The sequence below is a fragment of the Streptomyces sp. NPDC047061 genome (assembly GCF_040643955.1).
GTDB lineage: Bacteria > Actinomycetota > Actinomycetes > Streptomycetales > Streptomycetaceae > Streptomyces.
The window spans coordinates 167,000-191,587 of sequence record NZ_JBEYVI010000018.1; the positions used below are offsets into that span (position 1 = coordinate 167,000).

At 71.0% G+C, this 24,588-nt stretch carries 18 protein-coding genes; 10 read left to right on the forward strand and 8 right to left on the reverse strand.

The window, feature by feature from the left end; translation table 11 throughout:
• Positions 1 to 227 precede the first annotated feature (227 nt).
• A complete protein-coding gene (locus tag ABZ887_RS25580; RefSeq protein ID WP_361293261.1) occupies positions 228 to 1,283 on the forward strand; it encodes an LLM class F420-dependent oxidoreductase in 1,056 nt (351 codons plus the stop codon).
• A 230-nt stretch (positions 1,284 to 1,513) separates the two neighbouring features.
• Entirely contained in the window at positions 1,514 to 2,302 is a 789-nt protein-coding gene (locus tag ABZ887_RS25585) for a ferritin-like domain-containing protein (RefSeq protein WP_361293263.1), read from the forward strand.
• A gap of 35 nt (positions 2,303 to 2,337) precedes the next feature.
• Here ABZ887_RS25585 and corA read toward each other — a convergent pair whose 3' ends face one another.
• Positions 2,338 to 3,339 (reverse strand): magnesium/cobalt transporter CorA, encoded by a 1,002-nt coding sequence (corA, locus tag ABZ887_RS25590; RefSeq protein WP_361293265.1) that lies wholly within the window; start codon positions 3,337 to 3,339, stop codon positions 2,338 to 2,340.
• A 62-nt stretch (positions 3,340 to 3,401) separates the two neighbouring features.
• On the opposite strand from corA, the gene ABZ887_RS25595 reads away from it, so the two are divergent.
• The 5 genes from ABZ887_RS25595 (at position 3,402) to ABZ887_RS25615 (ending at position 8,072) form a co-directional block, all read left to right on the forward strand.
• On the forward strand, positions 3,402 to 4,088 hold the full coding sequence (locus ABZ887_RS25595; protein WP_361293267.1) for a histidine phosphatase family protein: 687 nt from the start codon (positions 3,402 to 3,404) through the stop codon (positions 4,086 to 4,088).
• Between the two features lie 101 nt (positions 4,089 to 4,189).
• On the forward strand, positions 4,190 to 4,780 hold the full coding sequence (locus ABZ887_RS25600) for a DUF3090 domain-containing protein (RefSeq protein ID WP_361293269.1): 591 nt from the start codon (positions 4,190 to 4,192) through the stop codon (positions 4,778 to 4,780).
• On the forward strand, positions 4,744 to 5,559 hold the full coding sequence (locus tag ABZ887_RS25605) for an SCO1664 family protein (RefSeq protein ID WP_350789250.1): 816 nt from the start codon (positions 4,744 to 4,746) through the stop codon (positions 5,557 to 5,559). The genes ABZ887_RS25600 and ABZ887_RS25605 overlap by 37 nt, the downstream gene beginning before the upstream one ends.
• A gap of 91 nt (positions 5,560 to 5,650) precedes the next feature.
• Positions 5,651 to 6,880 carry a cysteine--1-D-myo-inosityl 2-amino-2-deoxy-alpha-D-glucopyranoside ligase gene (gene mshC / locus ABZ887_RS25610; protein ID WP_361293272.1) on the forward strand — a complete coding sequence of 410 codons (1,230 nt, stop codon included), beginning with the start codon at positions 5,651 to 5,653 and terminating at the stop codon, positions 6,878 to 6,880.
• Positions 6,881 to 7,133: 253 nt separating this feature from the next.
• Entirely contained in the window at positions 7,134 to 8,072 is a 939-nt protein-coding gene (locus ABZ887_RS25615; protein WP_361293274.1) for a superoxide dismutase, read from the forward strand.
• A gap of 53 nt (positions 8,073 to 8,125) precedes the next feature.
• Here ABZ887_RS25615 and ABZ887_RS25620 read toward each other — a convergent pair whose 3' ends face one another.
• The 7 genes from ABZ887_RS25620 to ABZ887_RS25650 form a co-directional block, all read right to left on the reverse strand.
• Positions 8,126 to 9,154: a PAC2 family protein gene (locus ABZ887_RS25620; RefSeq protein ID WP_361293276.1), complete on the reverse strand. Its 1,029-nt coding sequence runs from the start codon at positions 9,152 to 9,154 to the stop codon at positions 8,126 to 8,128.
• Between the two features lie 152 nt (positions 9,155 to 9,306).
• A complete protein-coding gene (locus ABZ887_RS25625) occupies positions 9,307 to 9,978 on the reverse strand; it encodes a FadR/GntR family transcriptional regulator (protein WP_089103061.1) in 672 nt (223 codons plus the stop codon).
• 85 nt (positions 9,979 to 10,063) lie between these two features.
• Positions 10,064 to 12,172, reverse strand: coding sequence for a hypothetical protein (locus tag ABZ887_RS25630; protein WP_361293278.1), 2,109 nt, complete (start codon positions 12,170 to 12,172; stop codon positions 10,064 to 10,066).
• Between the two features lie 380 nt (positions 12,173 to 12,552).
• On the reverse strand, positions 12,553 to 14,169 hold the full coding sequence (locus tag ABZ887_RS25635; protein ID WP_361293280.1) for a glycerol-3-phosphate dehydrogenase/oxidase: 1,617 nt from the start codon (positions 14,167 to 14,169) through the stop codon (positions 12,553 to 12,555).
• A 55-nt stretch (positions 14,170 to 14,224) separates the two neighbouring features.
• Positions 14,225 to 15,763, reverse strand: a complete 1,539-nt coding sequence (glpK, locus tag ABZ887_RS25640) for a glycerol kinase GlpK (RefSeq protein WP_361293282.1) — start codon at positions 15,761 to 15,763, stop codon at positions 14,225 to 14,227.
• A gap of 65 nt (positions 15,764 to 15,828) precedes the next feature.
• Positions 15,829 to 16,623: an MIP/aquaporin family protein gene (locus ABZ887_RS25645; RefSeq protein ID WP_361293284.1), complete on the reverse strand. Its 795-nt coding sequence runs from the start codon at positions 16,621 to 16,623 to the stop codon at positions 15,829 to 15,831.
• A gap of 373 nt (positions 16,624 to 16,996) precedes the next feature.
• Entirely contained in the window at positions 16,997 to 17,761 is a 765-nt protein-coding gene (locus ABZ887_RS25650) for an IclR family transcriptional regulator (RefSeq protein ID WP_361293286.1), read from the reverse strand.
• Between the two features lie 360 nt (positions 17,762 to 18,121).
• Here ABZ887_RS25650 and metH point away from each other — a divergent pair, with 360 nt between their 5' ends.
• The 3 genes from metH to ABZ887_RS25665 all read left to right on the forward strand — a co-directional run bounded on the left by metH (position 18,122) and on the right by ABZ887_RS25665 (position 24,535).
• Positions 18,122 to 21,655: a methionine synthase gene (gene metH / locus ABZ887_RS25655; RefSeq protein ID WP_361293287.1), complete on the forward strand. Its 3,534-nt coding sequence runs from the start codon at positions 18,122 to 18,124 to the stop codon at positions 21,653 to 21,655.
• Between the two features lie 128 nt (positions 21,656 to 21,783).
• Positions 21,784 to 22,479, forward strand: a complete 696-nt coding sequence (locus ABZ887_RS25660; RefSeq protein ID WP_361293289.1) for an HAD family phosphatase — start codon at positions 21,784 to 21,786, stop codon at positions 22,477 to 22,479.
• A gap of 451 nt (positions 22,480 to 22,930) precedes the next feature.
• Complete coding sequence (locus tag ABZ887_RS25665) at positions 22,931 to 24,535, forward strand: ABC transporter substrate-binding protein (RefSeq protein ID WP_361293291.1); 1,605 nt, start codon at positions 22,931 to 22,933, stop codon at positions 24,533 to 24,535.
• The last annotated feature ends 53 nt before the right edge of the window (positions 24,536 to 24,588 follow it).

The following is a 24,588-nucleotide window of genomic DNA, read 5'->3' on the forward strand; positions in this document are numbered from 1 at the left end:
CGAGATTACTGGCCAGAGCTGGTGCGTTGGGTTGCCTGTGGATAACCGATTTCCCCAGAACGGGGGGACTTCGAAGGGGCGGGACTCGCCCAACCAAGGGGCGCGGGGAACTGCGCGACCAGCCCCCCACGACCCGCAGCCGAACGCGGACCGATCCCCCCGTATGGAATTCCTCCGCGCTAAGGTCTCCGCAACAGCGACGTTACTGATCGGTAAGGGGAACGGCCATGCAACTCGGGATCAACCTCGGCTACTGGGGTGCCGGGATGGACGGGGACAACCTGGCCGTGGCGCAGGAGGCCGAGCGGCTCGGGTATGCCGTGTGCTGGGCCGCCGAGGCCTACGGCTCCGACGCCGCCACCGTGCTCAGCTGGGTCGCCGCCCAGACCGAGCGCATCGACGTCGGCTCGGCCATCTTCCAGATCCCCGCCCGGCAGCCCGCGATGACCGCGATGACCGCCGCGACCCTCGACTCCCTCTCCGGCGGCCGCTTCCGGCTCGGCCTCGGCGTCTCCGGACCGCAGGTCTCCGAGGGCTGGTACGGCGTCAAGTTCGACAAGCCGCTCTCCCGCACCCGCGAGTACGTGGAGATCGTGCGGCGGGCGATGAGCCGGGAACGGCTGTCGTTCGAGGGCGAGCACTGGACGCTGCCGCTGCCGGGCGGTCCGGGCAAGCCGATCAAGCTGACCGTGCACCCGGAGCGCGAGCACATCCCGGTCTACATCGCCGCCATCGGCCCGAAGAACCTGGAGCAGACCGGCGAGATCGCCGACGGCGCACTGCTGATCTTCCCCTCCGCCGAGCACCTGGAGGAGACGGCCGTGAAGTACCTGCGCGCGGGCCGGGAGAAGGCGGGCAGGACCCTCGACGGGTTCGACATCTGCCCTACGCTGCCGCTCGCCGTCGGCGACGACAAGGACGTGGCCACCCTCGCCGACACCTTCCGGCCCTACACCGCGCTGTACGTCGGCGGCATGGGCAGCCGCAAGCAGAACTTCTACAACCAGCTCGCCCAGCGGATGGGCTACGAGCGCGAGGCCGCCGAGATCCAGGACAAGTACCTGTCCGGGGACAAGAACGGGGCCGCCGCCGCCGTACCGCAGGAGCTGATCGACCAGACCACGCTGCTCGGTTCCGTGGACCGGATCGCCGACCGGATGAAGGCCTACGCGGCCGCCGGGGTCACCACCCTCTCCCTGGCGCCCGCCGGCTTCGCCCTGGACGAGCGGCTCGCCTCGCTGCGGGCCGGCGCCGAGGCCCTGGAGCGCGCCGGGCTCGCGTGACCACCTGAGAGGTGAGAGAAGTCCGCGGCCGTGGTGGGGGCTCGGGGGGTCTTCCCCGCCACGGCCGTCACGCAGAACAACGCGCCGGTGCCCGCGCGGTTACGCCTCTGGCGTGACCCCGGGGCTCCTCCTTTCGGCCGAGTCCGCCCGCACACCTGTTGCAGCGACTCCGATGCGGCATTTGACTCGTTCTTTGCGGGTTTGGTGAGTCCTCCAGAGAGGTGCCCACGATGCTTTCGGCCAGGAGTCTGTTCCAGGAGATCCTCGACAACGACGAGTCCTTCCGGCTCTTCTGCTCCATCGCGGCCAGCGGCGAGTCCCAGGGCGGCTGGGAGAACGCGCGGATCGCCGCGCTGGTACCGCCGAGCGAACGCGGCCTCGCCCCCAAGATCACCCGCCACGGCGCCGACGAGGACAAGCACGGGCGCATCTTCCACGCCCTGCTGAGGAAGCGCGGGCTGACACCCGTCCCGGTGCCGGCCGACACCGACTACACGATGATCCTGGAACGGCACGGCATCGGGCTCGCCCACGACCGGCTCCGCGCCGACCGGCCGCTCACCGTGCCGGACATCGTCACCTACCTCGCCCACAGCCGGGTCACCGAGCAGCGCGCCTCCGAGCAGATGGAGCTGCTGCGCCGGTACTTCGGCGACCACCCGGACGTCGGCCGCGCGGTGCGCATGATCTCCGGTGACGAGGACAACCACCTCGCCTACTGCCACGAGGAGCTGCTGCTCTTCGCCGCCGCCGGGCACGGCCGCGCCATCCAGCGGACCCTCCGCGCCTGCGCCCTCGCCGAGATCCGCATCTACCGGGACGTCAGCCTCGCCGTCATGGCCCGCATGGGCCGCATCCTCGGCTGGCCCAGGGCCAGGTCCGCGCTGCTCGCGGTCGGCATCCACGCCCTCTACGCCTACGAGCGCGCCGCGGGCTGGCGCCGGATGGTCTCCCTGCGGATGCCGGAGCGCAGGAACGCCCTGGGCGGCCCCGCGACGCCCGCCCCCGAGTTCGCCTGAGCCCGGAAAAAGGCCGACGGCCGCGCGGCGCCCGCTCACATCCACCCGCGGCGCTTGAACAGCCGGTACAGCGCCGTCTCCAGGCAGGCCATGAACAGGATCACCGCCGGGTACGACCAGATCCAGTGCAGCTCGGGCATGTGGTCGAAGTTCATGCCGTAGATCCCCGCGATCAGCGTGGGGACCGCCGCCATGGCCGCCCACGCGGAGATCTTCCGCATGTCGTCGTTCTGCCGCACGCTCATCTGCGCGAGATGGGCGCCGAGGACGTCCGTCACGAGCCGGTCCAGGCCCTCCACGCCCTCGTTCACCCGCAGCAGGTGGTCGTTCACGTCCCGGAAGAACGGGCGGGCCGACTCGTGCACGAAGGGCACCGTCATACCGCTGCCGTACGGGCCCACCCCCGCCAGCTTGGTCATCGGAAGGGCCAGCGGCACCGTCGCCCGGCGGAACTCCAGGATCTGCCGCTTGAAGGTGTAGACCCGCGACGCCGTGTTCCGGGAGCCGCCGCCCGGCGAGAACACCTCGGCCTCCAGCTCCTCCAGGTCGTTCTGCAGCTCGGTCGAGACCTCCAGGTAGTGGTCCACGACCGCGTCGGAGATCGAGTACAGCACCCCCGTCGGCCCGTGCCTCAGCATCTCGTGCTGCTCCTCCAGATGCCGCCGGATGTCACCGAGCGGCGAGGGCGTCCCGTGGCGCACGGTGACCACGAAGGAGTCCCCGATGAAGATCATCAGCTCGCCGGAGGTCACAGTGTCGCTCTTCGGCTCGTACGTCACCGGCTTCAGGACGACGAACAGCGAGTCGTCGTACACCTCCAGCTTGGGCCGCTGGTGGGCGGTCAGGGCGTCCTCCACGGCCAGCGGATGCAGCCCGAACTCGTCGGTGACCAGGTCGAACTCGCGTTCCGTCGGCTCGTACAGGCCGATCCACAGAAAGCTGTCGCCACGCGCGCGTGCCTCCGCGAGGGCGTCGGAGAAGTCCTGTGGGGTCTCCGTCCGCTCCCCGTCCCGGTAGATGGCGCAATCGACGATCACGGAGCGTATTCTCCCGTCGCCCACCCGCCGGTGCACTTCGGCGTGCGCCTACCCTGGGCCGCATGCCCACGCTGATCCTCGTAAGGCACGGACGGTCCACCGCCAACACCTCGGGTGTGCTGGCCGGCTGGACGCCGGGCGTCGCCCTCGACGAGCGCGGGGCCGCCCAGGCCGCCGCGCTGCCCGGCCGGCTCGCCGGGCTGCCCCTCTCCGAGATCGTCACCAGCCCGCTGCAGCGCTGCCAGGAGACGCTCCGCCCGCTGCTCGACGCCCGCCCCGGGCTCACCGCGCACACCGACGAGCGGATCGGGGAGGCGCACTACGGCGACTGGTCGGGCCGCAAGCTCGCCGAGCTCAAGGACGAGCCGCTGATGGAGGTCGTCCAGGCCCACCCGTCGGCGGCCGCGTTCCCCGGTGGCGAGTCCATGCGGGCCATGCAGGCCCGCGCCGCCGAGGCGGTGCGCGAGTGGAACGCGCGCGTGGAGCGCGACCACGGCTCGGACGCCGTCTATCTCATGTGCTCGCACGGTGACATCATCAAGTCCCTGGTCGCGGACGCGCTCGGGCTGCACCTCGACCTCTTCCAGCGGATCTCCGTCGAACCGTGTTCCGTCACCGCGATCCGCTACACCCGCCTCAGGCCGTTTCTCGTTCGCCTCGGGGACACCGGCGATTTCGCCTCCCTTGCCCCCCGCGAGGAACCTCCCGGGGAAGACGCCGCGGTCGGTGGCGGCGCCGGCGCGCCGTGATCGTCAGCCGCAGTAGGGTGAAGCGATCCACGTAAGCGACCCCCGGTCGCGTCGTCGCCCTCCCGAAACCCACGCACTCTCGATTCCCATGGAGACAGGACGTGTCCCGTCAGGTGTTCCTCTACGATCCGCCGGACCGCTTCGTCGCGGGCACGGTCGGGATGCCCGGACGCCGTACGTTCTTCCTCCAGGCCACGGCCGGCCCCCGGACGACCAGCGTGGCCCTGGAGAAGACCCAGGTCGCCGCGCTCGCCGAACGCATGGACGAACTCCTCGACGAGGTCGTGCGCCGCAGCGGCGGCAACGCGGCCGTGCCCGCCGTCGCACCCAACGAGATCAGCGACAGCGCCCCCCTCGACACCCCCATCGAGGAGGAGTTCCGCGTCGGCACCATGGCACTCGCCTGGGACGGCGAGGAAGAGCGCATGATCGTCGAGGCGCAGGCCCTGGTGGAGCTGGACGCCGACTCCGAGGAGGATCTCGCCGAGGCCGAGGAGCGGCTCCTGCAGGACGAGGAGAACGGGCCCCCGATGCTGCGGGTCCGGCTGACCGGCGCGCAGGCCAGGGCCTTCTGCAAGCGCGCCCTCGACGTCGTCAACGCCGGGCGGCCGCCGTGCCCGCTGTGCAGCCTCCCGCTCGACCCGGAAGGACATGTATGTCCGCGCCAGAACGGATACCGCCGCGGAGCGTGACCGCCGCCGAACTGCTGGCCCACGGTGAGCTGAAGGTGCGCGGCCGCATCCGCGACGCCTCCAACGCGGCGCTGTTCTGCACGGTCGCGCACGACGGCGAGGAGGCGTCCTGCGTCTACAAGCCGGTCGCCGGGGAGCGTCCGCTGTGGGACTTCCCCGACGGCACCCTCGCGCAGCGCGAGGTCGCCGCCTACGAGGTCGCCGCGGCCACCGGCTGGGACCTGGTCCCGCCCACCGTGCTGCGCGACGGGCCGTACGGCGAGGGCATGGTCCAGCTGTGGATCGACGTCGACCCCGAGGGCAGCGAGCTGCTCGCCCTGGTGGACGCGGAGGAGCCCGAGCCCGGCTGGAAGGCCATCGGCTTCGCCGAGGTCGGCGAGGGCAGGACCGCGCTGCTGGTGCACGCCGACGACGAACGGCTGCGCCGGCTCGCCGTCCTCGACGCCGTCATCAACAACGCCGACCGCAAGGGCGGCCACCTGCTGCCCACCGCGGACGGCCGGCTCTACGGCATCGACCACGGCGTCACCTTCAACGTCGACAACAAGCTGCGCACCCTGCTGTGGGGCTGGGCGGGGGAGGACCTGACCGGCGAGGCCGTCGAGGTCCTCACGGGGCTGCGTGAGGCCCTCGGCGGGCCGCTGGGCACCCGGCTGGCCGAACTGATCACCGCGGCCGAGCTGGACGCCACACGCGCCCGTGTCGAGACATTGCTCACCGCCGGAAAGCACCCGGAACCCAGCGGCGAGTGGCCGGCCATCCCCTGGCCGCCCGTATAGCCCCACCAGCACATTCCGCGTCCGAGATCAAGAGCGCCTTCCCGGCCCTCCGGTTCGTATACCGAACTCGGGTCCGGTTACGCTCATGTACATGCATGCCTGGCCCGCTTCCGAGGTCCCCGCCCTGCCTGGTCAGGGCCGCGACCTGAGGATCCACGACACCGCGACCGGCGGTCTGGTCACTCTCGACCCCGGTCCCGTCGCCCGTATCTACGTCTGCGGCATCACGCCGTACGACGCGACCCACATGGGGCACGCGGCGACCTACAACGCGTTCGACCTGGTTCAGCGCGTGTGGCTCGACACCAAGCGGCAGGTGCACTACGTCCAGAACGTGACGGACGTCGACGACCCGCTCCTGGAGCGCGCGGAGCGGGACGGCGTCGACTGGGTCGCCCTCGCCGAGAAGGAGACGACCCTCTTCCGCGAGGACATGACCGCCCTCAGGATGCTGCCGCCGCGGCACTACATAGGCGCGGTCGAGGCCATACCCGGCATCGTGCCGCTGGTCGAGCGGCTGCGCGAACTCGGCGCGGCCTACGAACTCGAGGGCGACATCTACTTCTCCGTCGAGTCCGACCCCCACTTCGGCGAGGTCTCGAACCTCGACGCGGCCGCGATGCGGCTGCTGTCCGCCGAGCGCGGCGGCGACCCCGACCGCCCCGGCAAGAAGAACCCCCTCGACCCGATGCTCTGGATGGCCGCCCGCGAGGGCGAGCCGAGCTGGGACGGCGGCTCCCTCGGTCGCGGCCGCCCCGGCTGGCACATCGAGTGCGTGGCCATCGCCCTGGACCACCTCGGCATGACCTTCGACGTCCAGGGCGGCGGCTCCGACCTGGCCTTCCCGCACCACGAGATGGGCGCCTCGCACGCCCAGGTGCTCACCGGCGAGTTCCCGATGGCCAAGGCGTACGTCCACGCCGGCATGGTCGCCCTCGACGGCGAGAAGATGTCCAAGTCCAAGGGCAACCTGGTCTTCGTCTCCCGGCTCCGCCAGGACGGCGTCGACCCGGCCGCCATCCGCCTCGCCCTCCTCTCCCACCACTACCGCGCCGACTGGGAGTGGACCGACCAGGTCCTGGCCGACGCGGTGGCCCGGCTGGACCGCTGGCGCGCGGCGGTCTCCCGCCCGGACGGCCCGCTCGCCGAGTCCCTGGTGGAGGAGATCCGCGAGGCCCTGTCCAACGACCTCGACGCGCCTGCCGCGTTGGCGGCGGTGGACCGCTGGGCAGCGCTCCAGCAGGAGCAGGGCGGCACGGACCCGGGTGCGCCCGGGATCGTGTCGCGAGCAGTGGACGCCTTGCTGGGCGTAGCCCTTTAAGGAAACGCCGACCTCCGCGCCCCTGTCTTTTGCTTTTAGGGGCGCGGGGCTGTTTCGATATGCGGCTCCGCCGCGTGGGCGCGAGCAACCACAACTCACCCGCAGACAACTCTCGACGCGCACCCCCCAACTGTCGAAACCCTGTCGATCCCGCAACGCGAGTGTGCTCCGTGTGACCCATGTGGTGGGCTGTCACGGTCAGTTGACCGAACGGACCGGCCAACTGCCGGTCCCCCCACGCGGAAGGCACCCCGTGGCCCACCCCTTAAACCGACGCCGGCTGCTCACCGCCGGCGCGGCGACCCTCGGCGCCCTCACCGTCGGCACCCGCGCGCAAGCCGCCGACTGGCCGACCTCCCTCGCCCTCCCGGCCGGCTGGCAGCCCGAGGGCATCACCATCGGCGCCGGCCCCTACGCCTACCTCGGCTCCCTCGCCGACGGCTCCCTCTACCGCGCCGATCTGCGCACCGGCACCGGCAAGGTGATCTCGACCGGCCCCGGTACCCCCGCCGTCGGCCTCAAACTCGACCCCCGCGGACGCCTGTTCGTGGCCGCGCGCAGCTTCGGCGCCCGTGTGGTCGACGCCCGCAGCGGCGAGACCCTCGCCTCCTACAGCCTCGCCACCGCCACCCCGAGCTTCGCCAACGACGTCGTGCTGACCCCGCGCGCCGCCTGGTTCACCGAGTCGTACCAGCCGGTGCTCTACGGTCTCCCGCTCGGCCGGGGCGGCGAACTCCCGGCCGCCGAGGACGTCGTACGGCTGCCGTTGACCGGCGACTGGGTCCAGTCGGCCGACGGCGCCATCAACGCCAACGGCATCGCCCGCACCCCCGACGGCTCCGCACTCCTCGTCGTGCAGGCCGGTGTCGGCCTGCTGCACCGCGTCGACCCGGCCACCGGGCTCACCGAGGCCGTCGACCTCGGCGACGCGGCCCCGCTCACCAACGGCGACGGCCTGCTGCTCCGCGGCCGCACGCTGTACGCCGTACAGAACCGGCAGAACGCCGTCGACGTCTTCCGGCTGGCCGCGGACGGCCGCAGCGGTGTCTTCCAGCGCCGGATCACCGACCCCGCCTTCGACGTCCCGACCACCGTCGCCGCGTACGGCGGCCGGCTCTACCTGCCCAACGCGCGCTTCACGACCACGCCGACGTCCGAGACGACGTACTCCGTCACCGCGGTCGGCGCCTGACGCCGGGAACCCCACCAGAAGGGGGCGGTACGCAGCGTGCGTACCGCCCCTGTTCAGTCCTCGGAGGTGTCCTCGCCGTCCGGGCCCGGGTCTCCGGAGTCGCCGGTGTCCCCGGAATTCTCCGTGGTCCCGGGCGTGTCGGGCTTCGGCGGCCGGGGCGGCCGGGTCCGGCCGCCGGGGTTGTCCCGCAGGTACGACGCGCTGTCGCTGCCGTCGGCCGTGGCGTGACCGCCGGGCGGGCTCACGTCCCGGCGCCGCAGATAGCGCTCGAACTCACGGGCGATCGCCTCACCCGACGCCTCCGGCAGCTCGGCGGTGTCCCGGGCCTCCTCCAGCGTCTGCACGTACTCGGCGACCTCGCTGTCCTCCGCGGCCAGCTGGTCCACCCCGACCTGCCAGGCGCGGGCGTCCTCGGGCAGCTCGCCCAGCGGGATCCGCAGGTCGAGCAGGTCCTCCAGGCGGTTGAGCAGCGCCAGCGTGGCCTTGGGGTTGGGCGGCTGGGAGACGTAGTGCGGGACGGCCGCCCAGAGCGAGACCGCCGGGACGCCCGCATGCGTGCACGCCTCCTGGAGGACGCCGACGATGCCCGTCGGGCCCTCGTACTTGGTCTCCTCCAGGTCCATCCGCTGGGCCAGGTCCGGGTCGGACGTCACCCCGCTGACCGGCACCGGACGCGTGTGCGGGGTGTCACCGAGCAGCGCGCCCAGGACGACCACCAGCTCGACACCCAGCTCGTGGGCGAACCCGAGCAGCTCGTTGCAGAACGAGCGCCAGCGCATGGACGGCTCGATGCCTCTGACCAGCACCAGGTCGCGCGGCTTGTCGCCGCCGACCCGGACCACCGACAGCCGTGTCGTCGGCCAGGTGATCTTGCGCACACCCGCGTCCATCCACACCGTGGGGCGGTTGACCTGGAAGTCGTAGTAGTCCTCGGCGTCAAGGGCCGCGAACACCTCGCCCTTCCACTCCCGCTCCAGATGCGCGACCGCGGTGGAGGCGGCGTCGCCGGCATCGTTCCAGCCCTCGAACGCGGCCACCATGACTGGGTCGATCAGCTCGGGAACCCCCTCCAGCTCGATCACCCAGTGCCTCCTTCCGACGTGCCCTCGCGTACGCCCCAACCTTACGGCGTGAGGCGGGGGCGCCCGCAGCCCCCTTGCACGGGGGAGTGAACGGATCACTGCCCCGTTCGCCGCCTTCGAACACACCGGGTTCCAGGCAGCGGGCAAGCGCTTCACAGGCTGCTGCGCAGCCACTGCTCCACGCTCGCGATGTGCACGGTCGCCCAGGAGCGGGCCGCCTCCGCGTCCCGGTCGCGCAGGGCGGCCAGGATCGCCCGGTGCTCCCGCAGGGTCCGGGCGACCGCGTCCTCCTGGGTCAGGCCGCGCCAGATCCGGGCCCTGGTGGTCGGCCCCGACAGGCCGTCAAGAAGCGAGCAGAGCACCGAGTTCCCCGAGCTCTGCACGATGCCCCGGTGGAACTCCAGGTCGCAGGCGACCAGTTCCTCCACCGAGGGCGCGGTGCCGAGTGCGTCCAACTGGGCGGCCAGCGCGTCCAGTTGCTGCTCGCTGATCCGGGAGGCGGCCATCGCGGTCGCGGCCGGCTCCAGGATCCGGCGCACCGCGAGGAACTCCAGGACCGTGTCGTCGCGGTGGAAGTCGACGACGAAGCTCATCGCCTCGAGCAGCAACTGCGGGTCCAGGCTGGTGACATACGTGCCGTCGCCCTGCCGGACGTCCAGGATCCGGATCAGCGACAGGGCCCGCACCGCCTCCCGCAACGAGTTGCGGGACAGGCCCAGTTCGGCGGCGAGCTCGCTCTCCTTGGGCAGCCGGTCACCGGGGCGCAGCGCACCGGAGACGATCATGTCCTTGATCTTCTCGATCGCCTCGTCGGTGACTGCCATACCGGCCTCCCTGTCGCTCAGACATCCGATGTCTCAGCCCCATTATGCGGCCTGGTCAGGCTGTGCCGGCTGTCTGGCCCGCCGACTACCGGGAGTGCCTGTCGCCCCGCTCCCCGACCGGTGCGCCGGGTGCCTCGCGAGGGCGGGGCGGGGCGTCGGACGCACCGGTGGCGAGGGCGTCGGACGCACCGGTGGCGGGGGTGTCGTCGTGCGCCATGTGCGACTGCAGCCGCAGGTGCCGGAACTCGAAGTACGCCCCGGACCGGCGCAGGACGCCCCGCCGGTGGGCGTCGTCGAGGAACGCCATCAGCCGCCACGGCAGCCTGCCGGTCACCCCGAGCCAGACCCGGGCGACGGCGAACCGGCCCCAGGCGCTCAGAGCCACCGCCGTGGTGCCCAGCGGCAGCCACAGCTGGGTGCCGACGTGCACCAGTCCGCCCCAGTCGCCGGGCAGCAGCACCACCGGCACACAGACGCAGGCGACGAGCAGGGCGACGACACCGCCGCGGGTGAAGGACGCCGTGCGGTCCGTGCGCAGGGAGGATCCCGGGCCGGTCGCGCGCAGGGTGTCGGACGGCACGCTCAGCGCGCGGTAGACCCCGCACACGCATCCGCCCACCAGCCCGACCAGCGCCCCCGCGGCCACGAACGGCGGCAGGCACCGGGCCACGAACGCCGTCGCCGGGCCCTGGGCCAGCCAGGCACGGGTCTGCGACGGCAGCACCGACCGCAGGTCGGCCGCGTACGCGACCGTCACCGTCACCGGCCCGCGGGCCGACGGCCGGGCGGGCTCCCGCGTCGCGGGCCGTGCGGCGGCCGTGGCGAGGCGCACGGTCACCGCTCCGCCCCGGGACTCGAACTCCGTCTCCCGCGCCTGGAAGGCGACGCACCGGCGCTCCGGCACCAGCGGGATCGTGCAGTCGGGCGGTTCCGCGCCCCACGGGTAGGCGATCGGCCGGGCCCCGGCACCGGGCAGCAGCAGCGTGCCCCGCACCGGCCGCGTGGTGGCCGCCGACCTGACCCCGTCGTGTTCCGTGAACCGCCAGCCGTCGAGGTGCCGTCCGGCGAGATCGGGCGCGGCACCGGACTTGAGGAGGGTCACGCCCGTGGCGGCGAGCCCCGCGAGCGTGCAGGCGGTGACGCCGGTCAGCAGCGTGAGGGCGGTGCCCCGGACCATGCCCGCCGCGAACCGCCGTACCACCCGGCCGGGCCGGGCCGGCAGCGCGCCCTCCCGTCCGGCGCGACGGCCGGCGCTCACCAGCAGGGCGGTCCCCGCACCGGCGGCCGTGACGCCCACCAGCACCGTCCATGGATCGCCGGTCCTGCCCAGCAGCACCGTCCCCGCCGTGCCCGCTCCGCCGAGCAGCAGGACCGCCCCGCACAGCCGGGCCGTCGCGCGCTCCCCGGCGCCGCTCCACGGCAGCCCGAGCGGCACCGGCCGCCGGGACAGTCCGGCGGTCCCGAAGAACAGGGTGAACAGCAGCGAGAACAGGGCTCCGCCGAGCAGGTCGGGCAGCCAGCCGTCGGTCACCGAGCCGAAGCGGAAGCCGAACCGCAGGTCGTCGGTGTACGCGACGGCCGCCCACAGGGCCCCGCTCACCCCGACGACGGTCAGTCCTTGCCGGAGCAGGAACCGCCGGTCCGCTTCGCCTGCGGACCCGCCGTCCGGCCGTTCCGCGCCGTCCGGCAGCAGCCGCGCCACCCCGAAGGCGAAGCCCAGGGTCTGCCCCGCCAGCGCGGCCACGAGCGACAGGACGTCCTCCACGCCCGCCAGTCGGTGCACGGCCCGGGTGACCGTGACGGGCAGCAGCAGCGCCGACAGCACGGCCATCGACAGCAGCCCCGGCCCGAACACCCGCAGCGCCCGCGGCAGCAGCGTCTCCAGCTCCCACCACGCCAGCCGCCCGGTGTCCTGCCGGTGCAGCGCCCGCGCCAGCAGGGTGAGCCGCCGTACCGCGTCCGCGGCCGCGCGCGGGTCGGTGTCCGCGTAGGCGGCTGGGACGAACGCCCCGAGCAGGTGCTCCTCGACCGCGCCGGCCGAGGCGAAACGCTCCCGGTCGAGCAGTTCCGACGGGTCCCGGGAGGTGTCGCCGTACACCGCGCGGGCGAGCGTCACCATCAGGGGCGAGGTGAGCGCCCGGGCCGGAGCGGAGTCGGGGTGGCGGGCGAGTTCCCGCAGCACCGGCGTCCACACGGTGCCGGGCGTCCCGTCGGCCGTGCGCAGCGGCCGTGCGGTCCGCTCCAGGTGGGCCGAGGCCGAGCCGTCGTGCCGTGACGACCCGTTCTAGTCGCGGGGCTGTCGGCAAACCCGCTGTTCGAAACACGTGTGAGGGAGCGTGCGGAAGTGTTCGGGGGGCGGGTGGTGGTGCGATGTGCCTCGCGGGCAGTTACCGGAGGCACGAGGCGACGGCATACGGCCTTCCGGCGGGCATGCCGGAGGGGCGGCTCCCCAGGGGATGGGAGCCGCCCCTCTGTTGCCCGCCCCCGGTACGGCGGGGCCGGGTCTTCAGCGGTTGCCGGGCCGGTCAGGGCAGGACCCGGCAACCGCCTGTTCCTCGTGTGACCTCTTGTGTGTCACTTCTTGTCGAGCAGGTCCTGGACCTTGGCCCGGACGTCGTCCGTGGCGAGGCCCCGGATCGTCAGGGTGGTACGGCGGCGCAGCACGTCGTCCGTGGTCTCGGCCCACTCGTGGTCACGGGCCCAGACGACCTGCGCCCAGATCTCCGGGGCGTCCGGGTGGACGCGCTCGGCGAGCTGCGGGTCCTCGTTGGCGAGGCGGGCGATGTCGAAGGCCAGCGAACCGTAGTGGGTGGCCAGGTGCTTGGCCGTGTCGGCGGCCATCCGCGGGCCGGGGGCCGGGCTGTCCACCAGCAGGCGGTGGGCGACGGCACGCGGGTTGGCGACGCCGGGCAGCGGCAGCTTCTTCGGCAGCGAGGCGATCGGCTCGAAGTCGTCACCGAGCGGGTGGCCCGGCAGCGCCTCCAGCTTCTCCATCACGGTGCGGCCGATGTGCCGGAAGGTGGTCCACTTGCCGCCCGCGACGGACAGCATGCCGCCCCGGCCCTCGGTGACCACGGTCTCCCGCTTGGCCTTGGCGGTGCTGCCGGGGCCGCCCGGCAGCACCCGCAGGCCGGCGAAGGAGTACGTGATCAGGTCGCGCCGGAGCTGCTGGTCCCGGACGGAGAACGCGGCCTCGTCCAGGATCTGGGCTATGTCCTTCTCGGTGACGGAGACGTCCGCCGGGTCGCCCTCGTACTCCTCGTCGGTGGTGCCGAGCAGCAGCATGTCCTCCCAGGGGAGGGCGAAGGTGATCCGGTACTTGTCGATGGGGGTGGCCAGCGCGGCCCTCCACGGCGCGGTCCGCTTCAGGACCAGGTGGGCGCCCTTGGAGAGGCGGATGGAGGGGGCCGCGTTCGGGTCCTCCATCCTGCGCAGGTGGTCGACCCAGGGGCCGGTCGCGTTGAGCACGAGACGGGCGTTGACGCCGAACTCCTCGCCGGAGACCGCGTCCTTCAGGTCGGCGCCGGTCACCCGGCCCCGGGTGAAGCGCAACCCGGTGACCTGGGCGTGGTTGAGGACGACCGCGCCCGCCTCGACGGCCGCGCGGACCGTCATCAGCGCCATGCGCGCGTCGTTCATCTGGTCGTCGCCGTAGACCGCGACGGCCTTGAGGTTCTCGGTGCGCAGCTCCGGCACGTCCCGCTGGGCCCGCGCGGGGGACAGCAAGTGGCCGACGCCGTCACCGAACGCGGAGAGCGCGGAGTAGGCGAAGACGCCCGCCCCGAGCTTCGCGGCGCCGTGCGGACCGCCCTTGTACACGGGGAGGTAGAACGTGAGCGGGTTCGCCAGGTGGGGGGCCACCTGGCGGGAGACCGCACGGCGCTCGAAGTGGTTCTCCGCCACCAGCTTCACCGCGCCGGTCTGCAGGTAGCGCAGACCGCCGTGGAGGAGCTTGGAGGAGGCGGAGGAGGTGGCGCCGGCGAAGTCGCCGGCGTCGACCAGTGCCACCCTGAGCCCGGACTGCGCGGCGTGCCAGGCGGTGGAGATGCCCAGGATGCCGCCGCCGATCACGAGAAGGTCGTACGACGCCTTGGAGAGCTGCTCCCTGGTCTCGGCGCGGCTCGGAAGCGAGCCGGAGGCCGGGTGCGTCCCCAGGGCAGGTACGGACTGCAGGGTGGACTGACTGGTCATGTGGGGTTCTTACTCCTCGTCAGAGCTCGATCGTGAGAGCGTGCGTGCGCTCTCGTCAGCTCTCGTCGTCGATCCAGCCCATGGTCCGGTCGACGGCCTTGAGCCAGTTCTTGTACTCACGGTCGCGGGTCTCCGCGTCCATGCGGGGGGTCCATTCGGCGGCCCGGCGCCAGTTGGCGCGCAGCTCGTCGGTGCCGTCCCAGAAGCCGACGGCGAGGCCGGCGGCGTAGGCGGCGCCGAGGCAGGTGGTCTCGGCGACCATCGGGCGCACCACGGGTGCGTCGAGGACGTCGGCGAGGGTCTGCATCAGCAGGTTGTTGGCGGTCATGCCACCGTCGACCTTGAGGGCCACCAGCTCGTCGCCGGAGTCCTTCACCATGGCGTCCGCGATCTCGCGGGTCTGCCAGGCGGTGGCCTCCAGGACGGCGCGGGCCAGGTGCGCCTTGGTGACGTACCGGGTCAGGCCGGCGATGACACCGCGGGCGTCGGAGCGCCAGTGCGGGGCGAACAGGCCGGAGAAGGCCGGCACGAAGTAGGCGCCGCCGTTGTCCTCGACCGAGAGCGCGAGCGTCTCGATCTCGGCCGCGGTGGAGATCAGGCCCATCTGGTCGCGCATCCACTGCACCAGCGAGCCGGTGACGGCGATCGAGCCCTCCAGCGCGTACACGGTCGGCTGCTCGCCGATCTTGTAGCCGACCGTGGTCAGCAGGCCCGCGTAGGAGTTGATGATCTTGTCACCGGTGTTCATCACCATGAAGGTGCCGGTGCCGTAGGTGGACTTGACCTCGCCCTCGGAGAAGCAGCACTGGCCGAACAGGGCCGCCTGCTGGTCGCCGAGCGCGGACGCCACCGGGATGCCGCCGAGCAGGTCGCCCAGCTTGCCGCCGGTGACCTCGCCGTAGACCTCCGCGGAGGAGCGGATCTCGGGCAGGATCTGCAGCGGCACGCCGATCGACTCGGCGATCTTGTCGTCCCACTGCATGGTGTGCAGGTTCATGAGCAGGGTGCGGGAGGCGTTGGTGACGTCGGTGACGTGCTTGCCGCCGTTGACACCGCCGGTCAGGTTCCAGATGACCCAGGTGTCCATGGTGCCGAAGAGGATGTCGCCCGCCTCGGCGCGCTCCTTGAGGCCGTCGACGTTGTCGAGCAGCCAGCGGGCCTTGGGGCCGGCGAAGTAGGAGGCCAGCGGGAGGCCGGTCTCGCGGCGGAAGCGGTCCTGGCCGACGTTGCGGCCGAGTTCCTTGCAGAGGGCGTCGGTGCGGGTGTCCTGCCAGACGATGGCGTTGTGGACGGGCTCACCGGTGTTCTTGTCCCACAGCACGGTGGTCTCGCGCTGGTTGGTGATGCCGATGGCCTTGATGTCGTCGCGGGTGATGCCGGCCTTCTGGATGGCCCCGGCGACGACTTCCTGGACGTTGGTCCAGATCTCGTTGGCGTTGTGCTCGACCCAGCCCGGCTTCGGGAAGATCTGCTCGTGCTCCTTCTGGTCGACCGAGACGATACGGCCGTCCTTGTCGAAGACGATGCAGCGGCTGGAGGTCGTGCCCTGGTCGATCGCGGCGATGAAGGGGCCTGCGGTGTGAGCGTCGGTCACTGTGTGCTCCTCAAGGATCCGTGGTGTGTGGCGGTACGTCTGTTGCTTCGGCGAAGCCTGCTGCTTTAAGCGAAGGCGACGTTGTAGATACCCGCGGCTATGGCTGCGCCGATCAGCGGGCCGACCACCGGGATCCAGGCGTAGCTCCAGTCGGAACCACCCTTGTTGGGCAGGGGGAGGAGCGCGTGCACGATACGCGGGCCGAGGTCACGGGCCGGGTTGATGGCGTAGCCCGTCGGGCCGCCGAGCGAGAGACCGATCGAGACGACCACCAGCGCGGTGATCAGGCCGCCCAGCACGCCGAGGCCGTTGCCCTTGTCGTTGAGGCCCTGGGTGAGGACCGCGAGGATCAGCACGACGGTACCGATGATCTCCGTGGCGAGGTTCTGCACCGCGTTCCGGATCTCCGGGCCGGTGGAGAAGATGCCGAGCACCGGGCCGGCGCCCGTCTCCTGCGCCTCGACGGCCTTGACCTTGGTGGCCTGGGCGCCCGGACCGCCGACGATCTCCTTGTCGGTGAGGTGCGCCTGGAACTGGCCGTAGTAGGCGACCCACACCAGGGCCGCGCCGATCATCGCGCCGAGCAGCTGTCCGGCGAAGTAGACCGGGACGTTGCTCCAGTCGCTGTTCTTGATGGCGAGAGCGACGGTGACGGCCGGGTTGAGGTGGGCACCGGACAGCGGTCCGGAGATGTAGACGGCCGTCAGGACGGCGAAGCCCCAACCGAAGGCGATGGCGAGCCAGCCGGCGTTGCGGGCCTTGGAGGCCTTGAGGGTCACGGCGGCGCAGACGCCACCGCCGAGCAGGATGAGTATGGCGGTACCGATGGTCTCGCCGATGAAGATGTCGGAGCTGGACACCCGCGACTCCTTTGTCCTTCGTCCAGGGAAGCCGAACCCCGAGTCCCTTCGGGGTGGCGGCGCCCTCGGGGGTGAGAGCGATGCCGGCCTGTGGCGTTGTCACACTCTAGCGCGTATTGCCGGTAGGTGTTCGACAATGCCGACCGATGGACGGGAGTCTTGCTCCGGCGTTACACGTGCGTCAAGAGTTCTGTTATCGAAAGTGCGATCGTTATTGATTGCTGCGGGTTATCGATGGGTCGGGTTGTCCGCCGGGTGTCCTGCGGTAACTCCGCTGATCTGCGGTTTTGCCCTGTTGTGTCCATCTCGGGGTACGACTGAGGCCGGTCCGCCGACACGCGAACCGGCCTCGTCGTCGATCAGGGGTGCGCCGTCAGAACCGGCCCGCGCCCAGGTCCCGCGACACCGCACGGGCACAGTCCCGCACCGCCGCGATCAGGTCGGGCCGCAACTCCCCGTCCTTGCAGAGCCGCTCCACCGCACCCGTGATGCCCACCGCGCCCACCGGCATCCGGCGGCGGTCGTGGATCGGGGCCGCGACCGAGGCCACGCCCTCCCAGGTCTCCTCCACGTCCGCCGCGTACCCGCGCGCCCGCGTGAGGTCGAGGATGTGCTCGAAGGCGTCCAGGTCGCAGGTGGTGCGGTCGGTGAAGGGTTTGCGGTCGGCCTCCAGGGCCTCGCTGTGCGCCACCGGGTCGTAGGCCGACAGCACCTTGCCGAGCGCCGTGGAGTGCAGCGGCTGCATGGCGCCGATCTCCAGCACCTGCCGGCTGTCGTCGGGCCGGAAGACGTGGTGCACGATCAGCACGCCCTGCTGGTGGAGCACGCCCAGGTAGACGCTCTCCCCGCTGGAGCGGGCCAGGTCGTCCGTCCATACCAGCGCCCGCGCCCGCAGCTCGTGGATGTCGAGGTAGGTGGTGCCGAGCCGGAGCAGCTCGGCGCCCAGCTGGTAGCGCCCCGAGACGTCGTCCTGCTCGACGAACCCCTCCTGCTGGAGGGTGCGGAGTATGCCGTGGGCGGTGCCCTTGGCGAGGCCCAGTGACGAGGCGATGTCCGACAGGCCGAGCCGTCGCTCGCCGCCCGCGAGCAGCCGCAGCATCGCGGCCGCCCGTTCGAGCGACTGGATGTTCCGTGCCATCGCCGTTCTGCCTCCGTCCCCTGTGACCCTCACCGTCACATCGCCGTAACCGTCGTTCGGCAATGCCGAACACTACCGGTCCATGCCGACTCCCCGCCAATGGTCGGTCGACATCCGTTACTTCAGGTGTGGCCCGCCCTTGGGCATCCGGCCACACACGTCCGCCCCGCACCATGACCGGTGAGCGGCCAAAACGCCATGGCCGGCGTCATACTGCCCGCCCGACGGGTCACTCGTCCGCCACATGGACGCCCTGCCCATCCAAGCCCACTCCCGGTTACGCTGGCGCCGTGCGTCCGTGTCCGGGTCCGCCCGGGGAAACCGCATAGCCGACAGCCGTCGCATCCAAGGGAGCCCTTCATGGCCTCGTTGCCGCCGTCCCCCTCCGCCGACAGCCGGACCCGTGTGTCCGCGCTCCGGGAGGCGCTCGCCACGCGTGTGGTGGTCGCCGACGGAGCCATGGGCACCATGCTCCAGGCGCAGGATCCCACCCTGGAGGACTTCGAGAATCTCGAGGGCTGCAACGAGATCCTCAACGTCACCCGCCCCGATATCGTCCGCTCCGTCCACGAGGCGTACTTCGACGCCGGTGTGGACTGCGTCGAGACCAACACCTTCGGGGCCAACTACGCGGCGATGGCCGAGTACGACATCCCCGAGCGGGTCTTCGAGCTGTCCGAGGCCGGCGCCCGCATCGCCCGGGAGACCGCCGACGGCTATCTCGCCCGCGACGGCCGCCAGCGCTGGGTCCTGGGCTCCATCGGCCCCGGCACCAAGCTGCCCACCCTCGGCCACGTCGGGTACACCACGATCCGCGACGCCTTCCAGCAGAACGCCGAGGGCCTGATCGCGGGCGGCGCGGACGCGCTGATCGTGGAGACCACCCAGGACCTCCTGCAGACCAAGGCGGCCGTGATCGGCGCCCACCGCGCCCGCGAGGTCGCGGGGCTGGACGTCCCGGTCATCGTCTCCGTCACCGTGGAGACCACCGGCACCATGCTGCTGGGCTCGGAGATCGGTGCCGCGCTCACCGCGCTGGAGCCGCTCGGTATCGACATGATCGGCATGAACTGCGCCACCGGCCCCGCCGAGATGAGCGAGCACCTGCGCTACCTCTCCCGGCACTCCCGGATCGCGCTGTCCTGCATGCCGAACGCGGGCCTGCCCGTCCTGGGCAAGGACGGCGCGAGCTACCCGCTCACCCCCGCGGAGCTGGCCGACGCGCACGAGACCTTCGTCCGCGACTACGGCCTCTCCCTCATCGGCGGCTGCTGCGGCACCACCCCCGAACACCTGCGCCAGGTCGTCGAGCGGGTGCACGGGGTGACCCCGCCCGAGCGCAGCCCGCGCCCCGAGCCCGGCGCCGCCTCCCTCTACCAGACCGTGCCGTTCCGGCAGGACACCTCGTACCTGGCCATCGGCGAGCGCACCAACGCCAACGGTTCGAAGAAGTTCCGCGAGGCCATGCTGGCGGCCCGCTGGGACGACTGTGTGGAGATGGCCCGCGAGCAGATCCGCGAGGGCGCCCACATGCTGGACCTCTGCGTGGACTACGTGGGCCGGGACGGCGTCGCCGACATGGAGGAGCTGGCCGGCCGCTTCGCCACCGCCTCCACCCTGCCGATCGTCCTCGACTCCACCGAGGTGGACGTCATCCGGGCCGGTCTGGAGAAGCTCGGCGGCCGCGCGGTCATCAACTCCGTCAACTACGAGGACGGCGACGGCCCCGAGTCCCGCTTCGCGAAGGTCACCGAGCTCGCCCGCGAGCACGGCGCCGCGCTGATCGCGCTGACCATCGACGAGGAGGGCCAGGCCCGCACCCCCGAGAAGAAGGTCGAGATCGCCGAACGGCTCATCGACGACCTGACCGGGAACTGGGGCATCCACGAGTCGGACATCCTCATCGACACCCTGACCTTCACGATCTGTACCGGTCAGGAGGAGTCCCGCAAGGACGGCATCGCCACCATCGAGGCGATCCGCGAGCTCAAGCGCCGCCACCCGGACGTCCAGACCACCCTCGGCCTGTCCAACATCTCCTTCGGCCTCAACCCGGCCGCCCGCATCCTGCTGAACTCCGTCTTCCTCGACGAGTGCACCAAGGCGGGCCTGGACTCGGCGATCGTGCACGCGAGCAAGATCCTGCCGATCGCCCGCTTCAGCGAGGAGGAGGTGCAGACCGCCCTCGACCTCATCCACGACCGCCGCTCCGCCCAGCAGGGCGACAAACCAGCCTACGACCCGCTGCAGAAGCTGATGCAGCTCTTCGAGGGCGCCACCGCCAAGTCCCTGAAGGCCGGCAAGGCCGAGGAACTGGCCGCCCTGCCGCTGGAGGAGCGCCTCAAGCGCCGCATCATCGACGGCGAGAAGAACGGCCTGGAGGCCGACCTCGATCTCGCGCTGACCGAGCGCCCGGCCCTCGACATCGTCAACGAGACCCTGCTGGACGGCATGAAGGTCGTCGGCGAGCTGTTCGGCTCGGGCCAGATGCAGCTGCCGTTCGTCCTGCAGTCCGCCGAGGTGATGAAGGCCGCCGTCGCCCACCTCGAACCGCACATGGAGAAGTCCGACGCCGAGGGCAAGGGCACCATCGTGCTCGCCACCGTGCGCGGCGACGTCCACGACATCGGCAAGAACCTCGTCGACATCATCCTGTCCAACAACGGCTACAACGTCGTCAACCTCGGCATCAAGCAGCCCGTCTCCGCGATCCTGGAGGCCGCCGACGAGCACCGGGCCGACGTCATCGGCATGTCCGGCCTGCTGGTCAAGTCCACGGTGATCATGAAGGAGAACCTGGAGGAGCTCAACCAGCGCGGCCTGGCGGCCACCTACCCGGTCATCCTGGGCGGCGCGGCCCTCACCCGCGCCTACGTCGAGCAGGACCTGCACGAGCTCTACGAGGGCGAGGTCCGCTACGCCCGGGACGCCTTCGAGGGTCTGCGCCTGATGGACGCGCTCATCGGAGTCAAGCGCGGGCTGCCCGGCGCCGTGCTGCCCGAGCTGAAGCAGCGCCGGGTGCGGCCGGCCGCCACCGCCGAGGTCGAGGAGCGGCCCGAGGAGGGCCACGTCCGCTCCGACGTCGCCGTCGACAACCCGGTGCCCGCCCCGCCGTTCTGGGACACCCGTGTCATCAAGGGCATCCAGCTCAAGGAGTACGCGAGCTGGCTCGACGAGGGTGCCCTCTTCAAGGGGCAGTGGGGCCTCAAGCAGGCCCGCACCGGCGAGGGACCCTCCTACGAGGAGCTCGTCGAGACCGAGGGCCGTCCCCGGCTGCGCGGCCTCCTCGACCAGCTCCAGACGGAGAACCTGCTGGAAGCGGCCGTGGTCTACGGCTACTTCCCGTGCGTCTCCAAGGACGACGACCTGATCATCCTGGACGAACAGGGCAACGAGCGCACCCGGTTCACCTTCCCCCGCCAGCGCCGGGGCCGCCGGCTGTGCCTCGCCGACTTCTTCCGCCCGGAGGAGTCGGGGGAGACGGACGTGGTCGGCCTCCAGGTCGTCACCGTCGGCTCCCGCATCGGCGAGCAGACCGCCAGGCTCTTCGAGTCCAACTCCTACCGCGACTACCTCGAACTGCACGGCCTGTCCGTCCAGCTGGCCGAGGCCCTCGCCGAGTACTGGCACGCGCGCGTGCGCTCCGAACTGGGCTTCGCCGGCGAGGACCCCGGCGACATCGAGGACATGTTCGCCCTGAAGTACCGGGGAGCCCGCTTCTCCCTCGGCTACGGCGCCTGCCCGAACCTGGAGGACCGCGCCAAGATCGCCGAACTGCTCCGGCCCGAGCGCATCGGCGTCCACCTGTCCGAGGAGTTCCAGCTGCACCCCGAGCAGTCCACGGACGCGATCGTGATCCACCACCCGGAGGCGAAGTACTTCAACGCACGCTGAGCGCCGCGCCGGCACCGAGACGTGTCCCACAGAGCACACTGATCGGATAAGTCGTACACTGGTCGGTCCACAGCAGGCCGGTTCCCCGCGCGGGAACCGGCCTGGTCGTCCCTCAAGGAGGTACGTGGATGACCAGTACGGTCCCCGCGCTCGGAACCCGTACGGCGGAAGGCTCCGCCCTCCAGGCGGTGCTCCTCGACATGGACGGCACCCTGGTGGACACCGAGGGCTTCTGGTGGGACGTCGAGGTCGAGATCTTCGCCCGCCTCGGCCACACCCTCGACGACTCCTGGCGCCATGTCGTGGTCGGCGGCCCCATGACCCGCAGCGCCGGGTTCCTCATCGAGGCCACCGGCGCCGCCATCACGCTCGCCGAGCTCAGCGTGCTGCTCAACGACGGTTTCGAGGAGCGCATCGGCTCCGCCCTGCCGCTGATGCCGGGCGCACAGCGGCTGCTGGCCGAGCTGTACGAGCAGCAGATCCCCACCGCCCTGGTCTCCGCCTCGCACCGGCGCATCATCGACCGGGTCCTGATCTCGCTGGGCCCCCAGCACTTCAGCCTGTCGGTCGCCGGCGACGAGGTCTCGCGCACCAAGCCCTACCCGGACCCGTATCTGCTCGCCGCCGCCGGACTGGGGGTGGATCCGGCCAGATGTGCGGTCGTCGAGGACACCGCGACCGGTGTCGCCGCGGCCGAGGCGGCCGGCTGCCAGGTGGTCGCCGTCCCGTCGGTCGCGCCGATCGCCCCCGCCGATCGGCGGACCGTGGTGACCTCCCTGGAAGAGGTCGACCTGGCTTTTCTGCGGGGACTGATGGCGGTCTGAGGGCCGGCTGATGACGGAAATGCGCCGGGCGTTCACCCAGCGTGCAAAGACCATTGGGCGAAATCCCGGCACCGGTCATTCAACAGAATTCGCAACTGTTCAACCGGCTGAATTCCGATACCCCATCACAGAAATGCGCGTGTGAGGTTCCCCACGTGCCAGACGCTCGACAACGTTGCCCGATTGTGCAGCCCGCCCCCGTTCGGGGGGAAACGGGGTGACCTTGTGTCCCGATTGGGGAGACGCTGCACTAATCCTGCCGCCGAAGGGTTTTCGGTGTGTCCACAACCGGTTCCCCTGCGTGATGGGACCTCAACTCACGCCGCTGCCAACCCTCCTGCGGGCGCCGACTAATCTCGTCGCGAGAACATCGCCGTAACCCCCGTGGCCCGCTTCGACACCCCACGCATGCGGTATACACGGACACGAACAGCTCTGGAGAACTTCGAGCATGAACCGCAAGACTTTGGTGCTGCCGGCCGTGGTCGGCCTGCTCGCTCCGGTGCTCGCCGCGTGCGGTGGATCCGGCAGCGGGAGCAGCAGCAGCGACGCGATCGTCGTAGGCACCACTGACCAGTTCACCGCCACGAAGGACGCTCCGGCGCCGGTCGACCCCGCGTACTCCTACGACGTCGGCGGCTGGAACATCCTGCGCCAGACCGTGCAGACCCTCATGTCCCAGCCCAAGGGCGAGGGTGACCCGGTCCCCGACGCGGCCGAGAGCTGTTCCTTCACCGACAGCGGCAGCGAGCGCTATGCCTGCAAGCTGCGTGACGGCCTGAAGTTCTCCGACGGCAACGCCGTCACCGCCGACGACGTCAAGTGGTCCATCGAGCGGGCCCTGCGCATCAAGTCGGACAGTGGCGTCTACGGCCTGCTCACGAACATCGACACCATCGAGACCCAGGGCGACCGCGAGGTGATCTTCCACCTCAAGACGGCCGACGCCACCTTCCCGTACAAGCTGTCCACTCCGGTCGCGGGCATCCTGAACCCGAAGGACTACGAGAAGGACAAGCTCCGCGACGGCTTCTCCATCGACGGCTCAGGCCCCTACACCTTCAAGGCCGATGTCAAGGACGACGCGATCGTCTCCGCCACCTTCACCAAGAACCCGAACTACAAGGGCAGCTTGAAGGTGAACAACGAGCAGGTCGTCATGCGCTCGTACAAGGACGCCGACGCCATGGGCGAGGCGATCGACAAGGGCGACATCGACGTGATGACCCGCACCATGTCGCCGGCCCAGATCAAGAAGCTCGACGCCGGCACCGACAAGAACGTCGACCTCGTCGAGATGTCCGGTCTGGAGATCCGCTACCTCGGCTTCAACACCGACGCGCCCTCGGTCAAGTCCAAGGCCGTCCGCCAGGCCATGGCCCAGCTCATCAACCGCGACGACCTCGTCGCCAAGGTGTACGGCTCCCAGGCCGAGCCGCTGTACTCGCTGGTCCCGGCCTCCATCACCGGCCACTCCAACTCCTTCTTCAACAAGTACGGCGACCCCAGCGTCTCCAAGGCCAAGAGCCTGCTGACCGCTGCGAACATCACCACCCCGGTGAAGCTCACGCTGCACTACACGACCGACCACTACGGTCCGGCCACCAAGCAGGAGTTCGAGGTCCTCAAGCAGCAGCTCAACGGCAGCGGCCTGTTCGACGTCAGCATCGAGGGCACCGCCTGGTCGAGCTACCAGACCAACGAGCGCAAGGGCGACTACGACGTCTACGGCATGGGCTGGTTCCCCGACTTCCCGGACGCCGACAACTTCCTCGCGCCCTTCCTCGACAAGGACAACTTCCTGAAGTCGCCCTACGTCAACAACCGGATCATCAACACGCTGATCCCGGCGTCCCGCCGCGAGGCCGACCGCGCGAGCGCCACCAGCAGCCTCACCGAGATCCAGGACGACGTCGCCGCCGACGTCCCGCTGCTCCCGCTGTGGCAGGGCAAGCAGTACGTCGCCGCCCGCGACGACATCACGGGCGTCGCCTACGCCCTGAACTCCTCCGCCAGCCTCCAGCTGTGGGAGCTCGGCCGCGGCTCCAGCAGCTGACGTCCGGTCGTACGACAGGGAAGGGCGCCCCCCGGCGACGAGGGGGGGGGCCG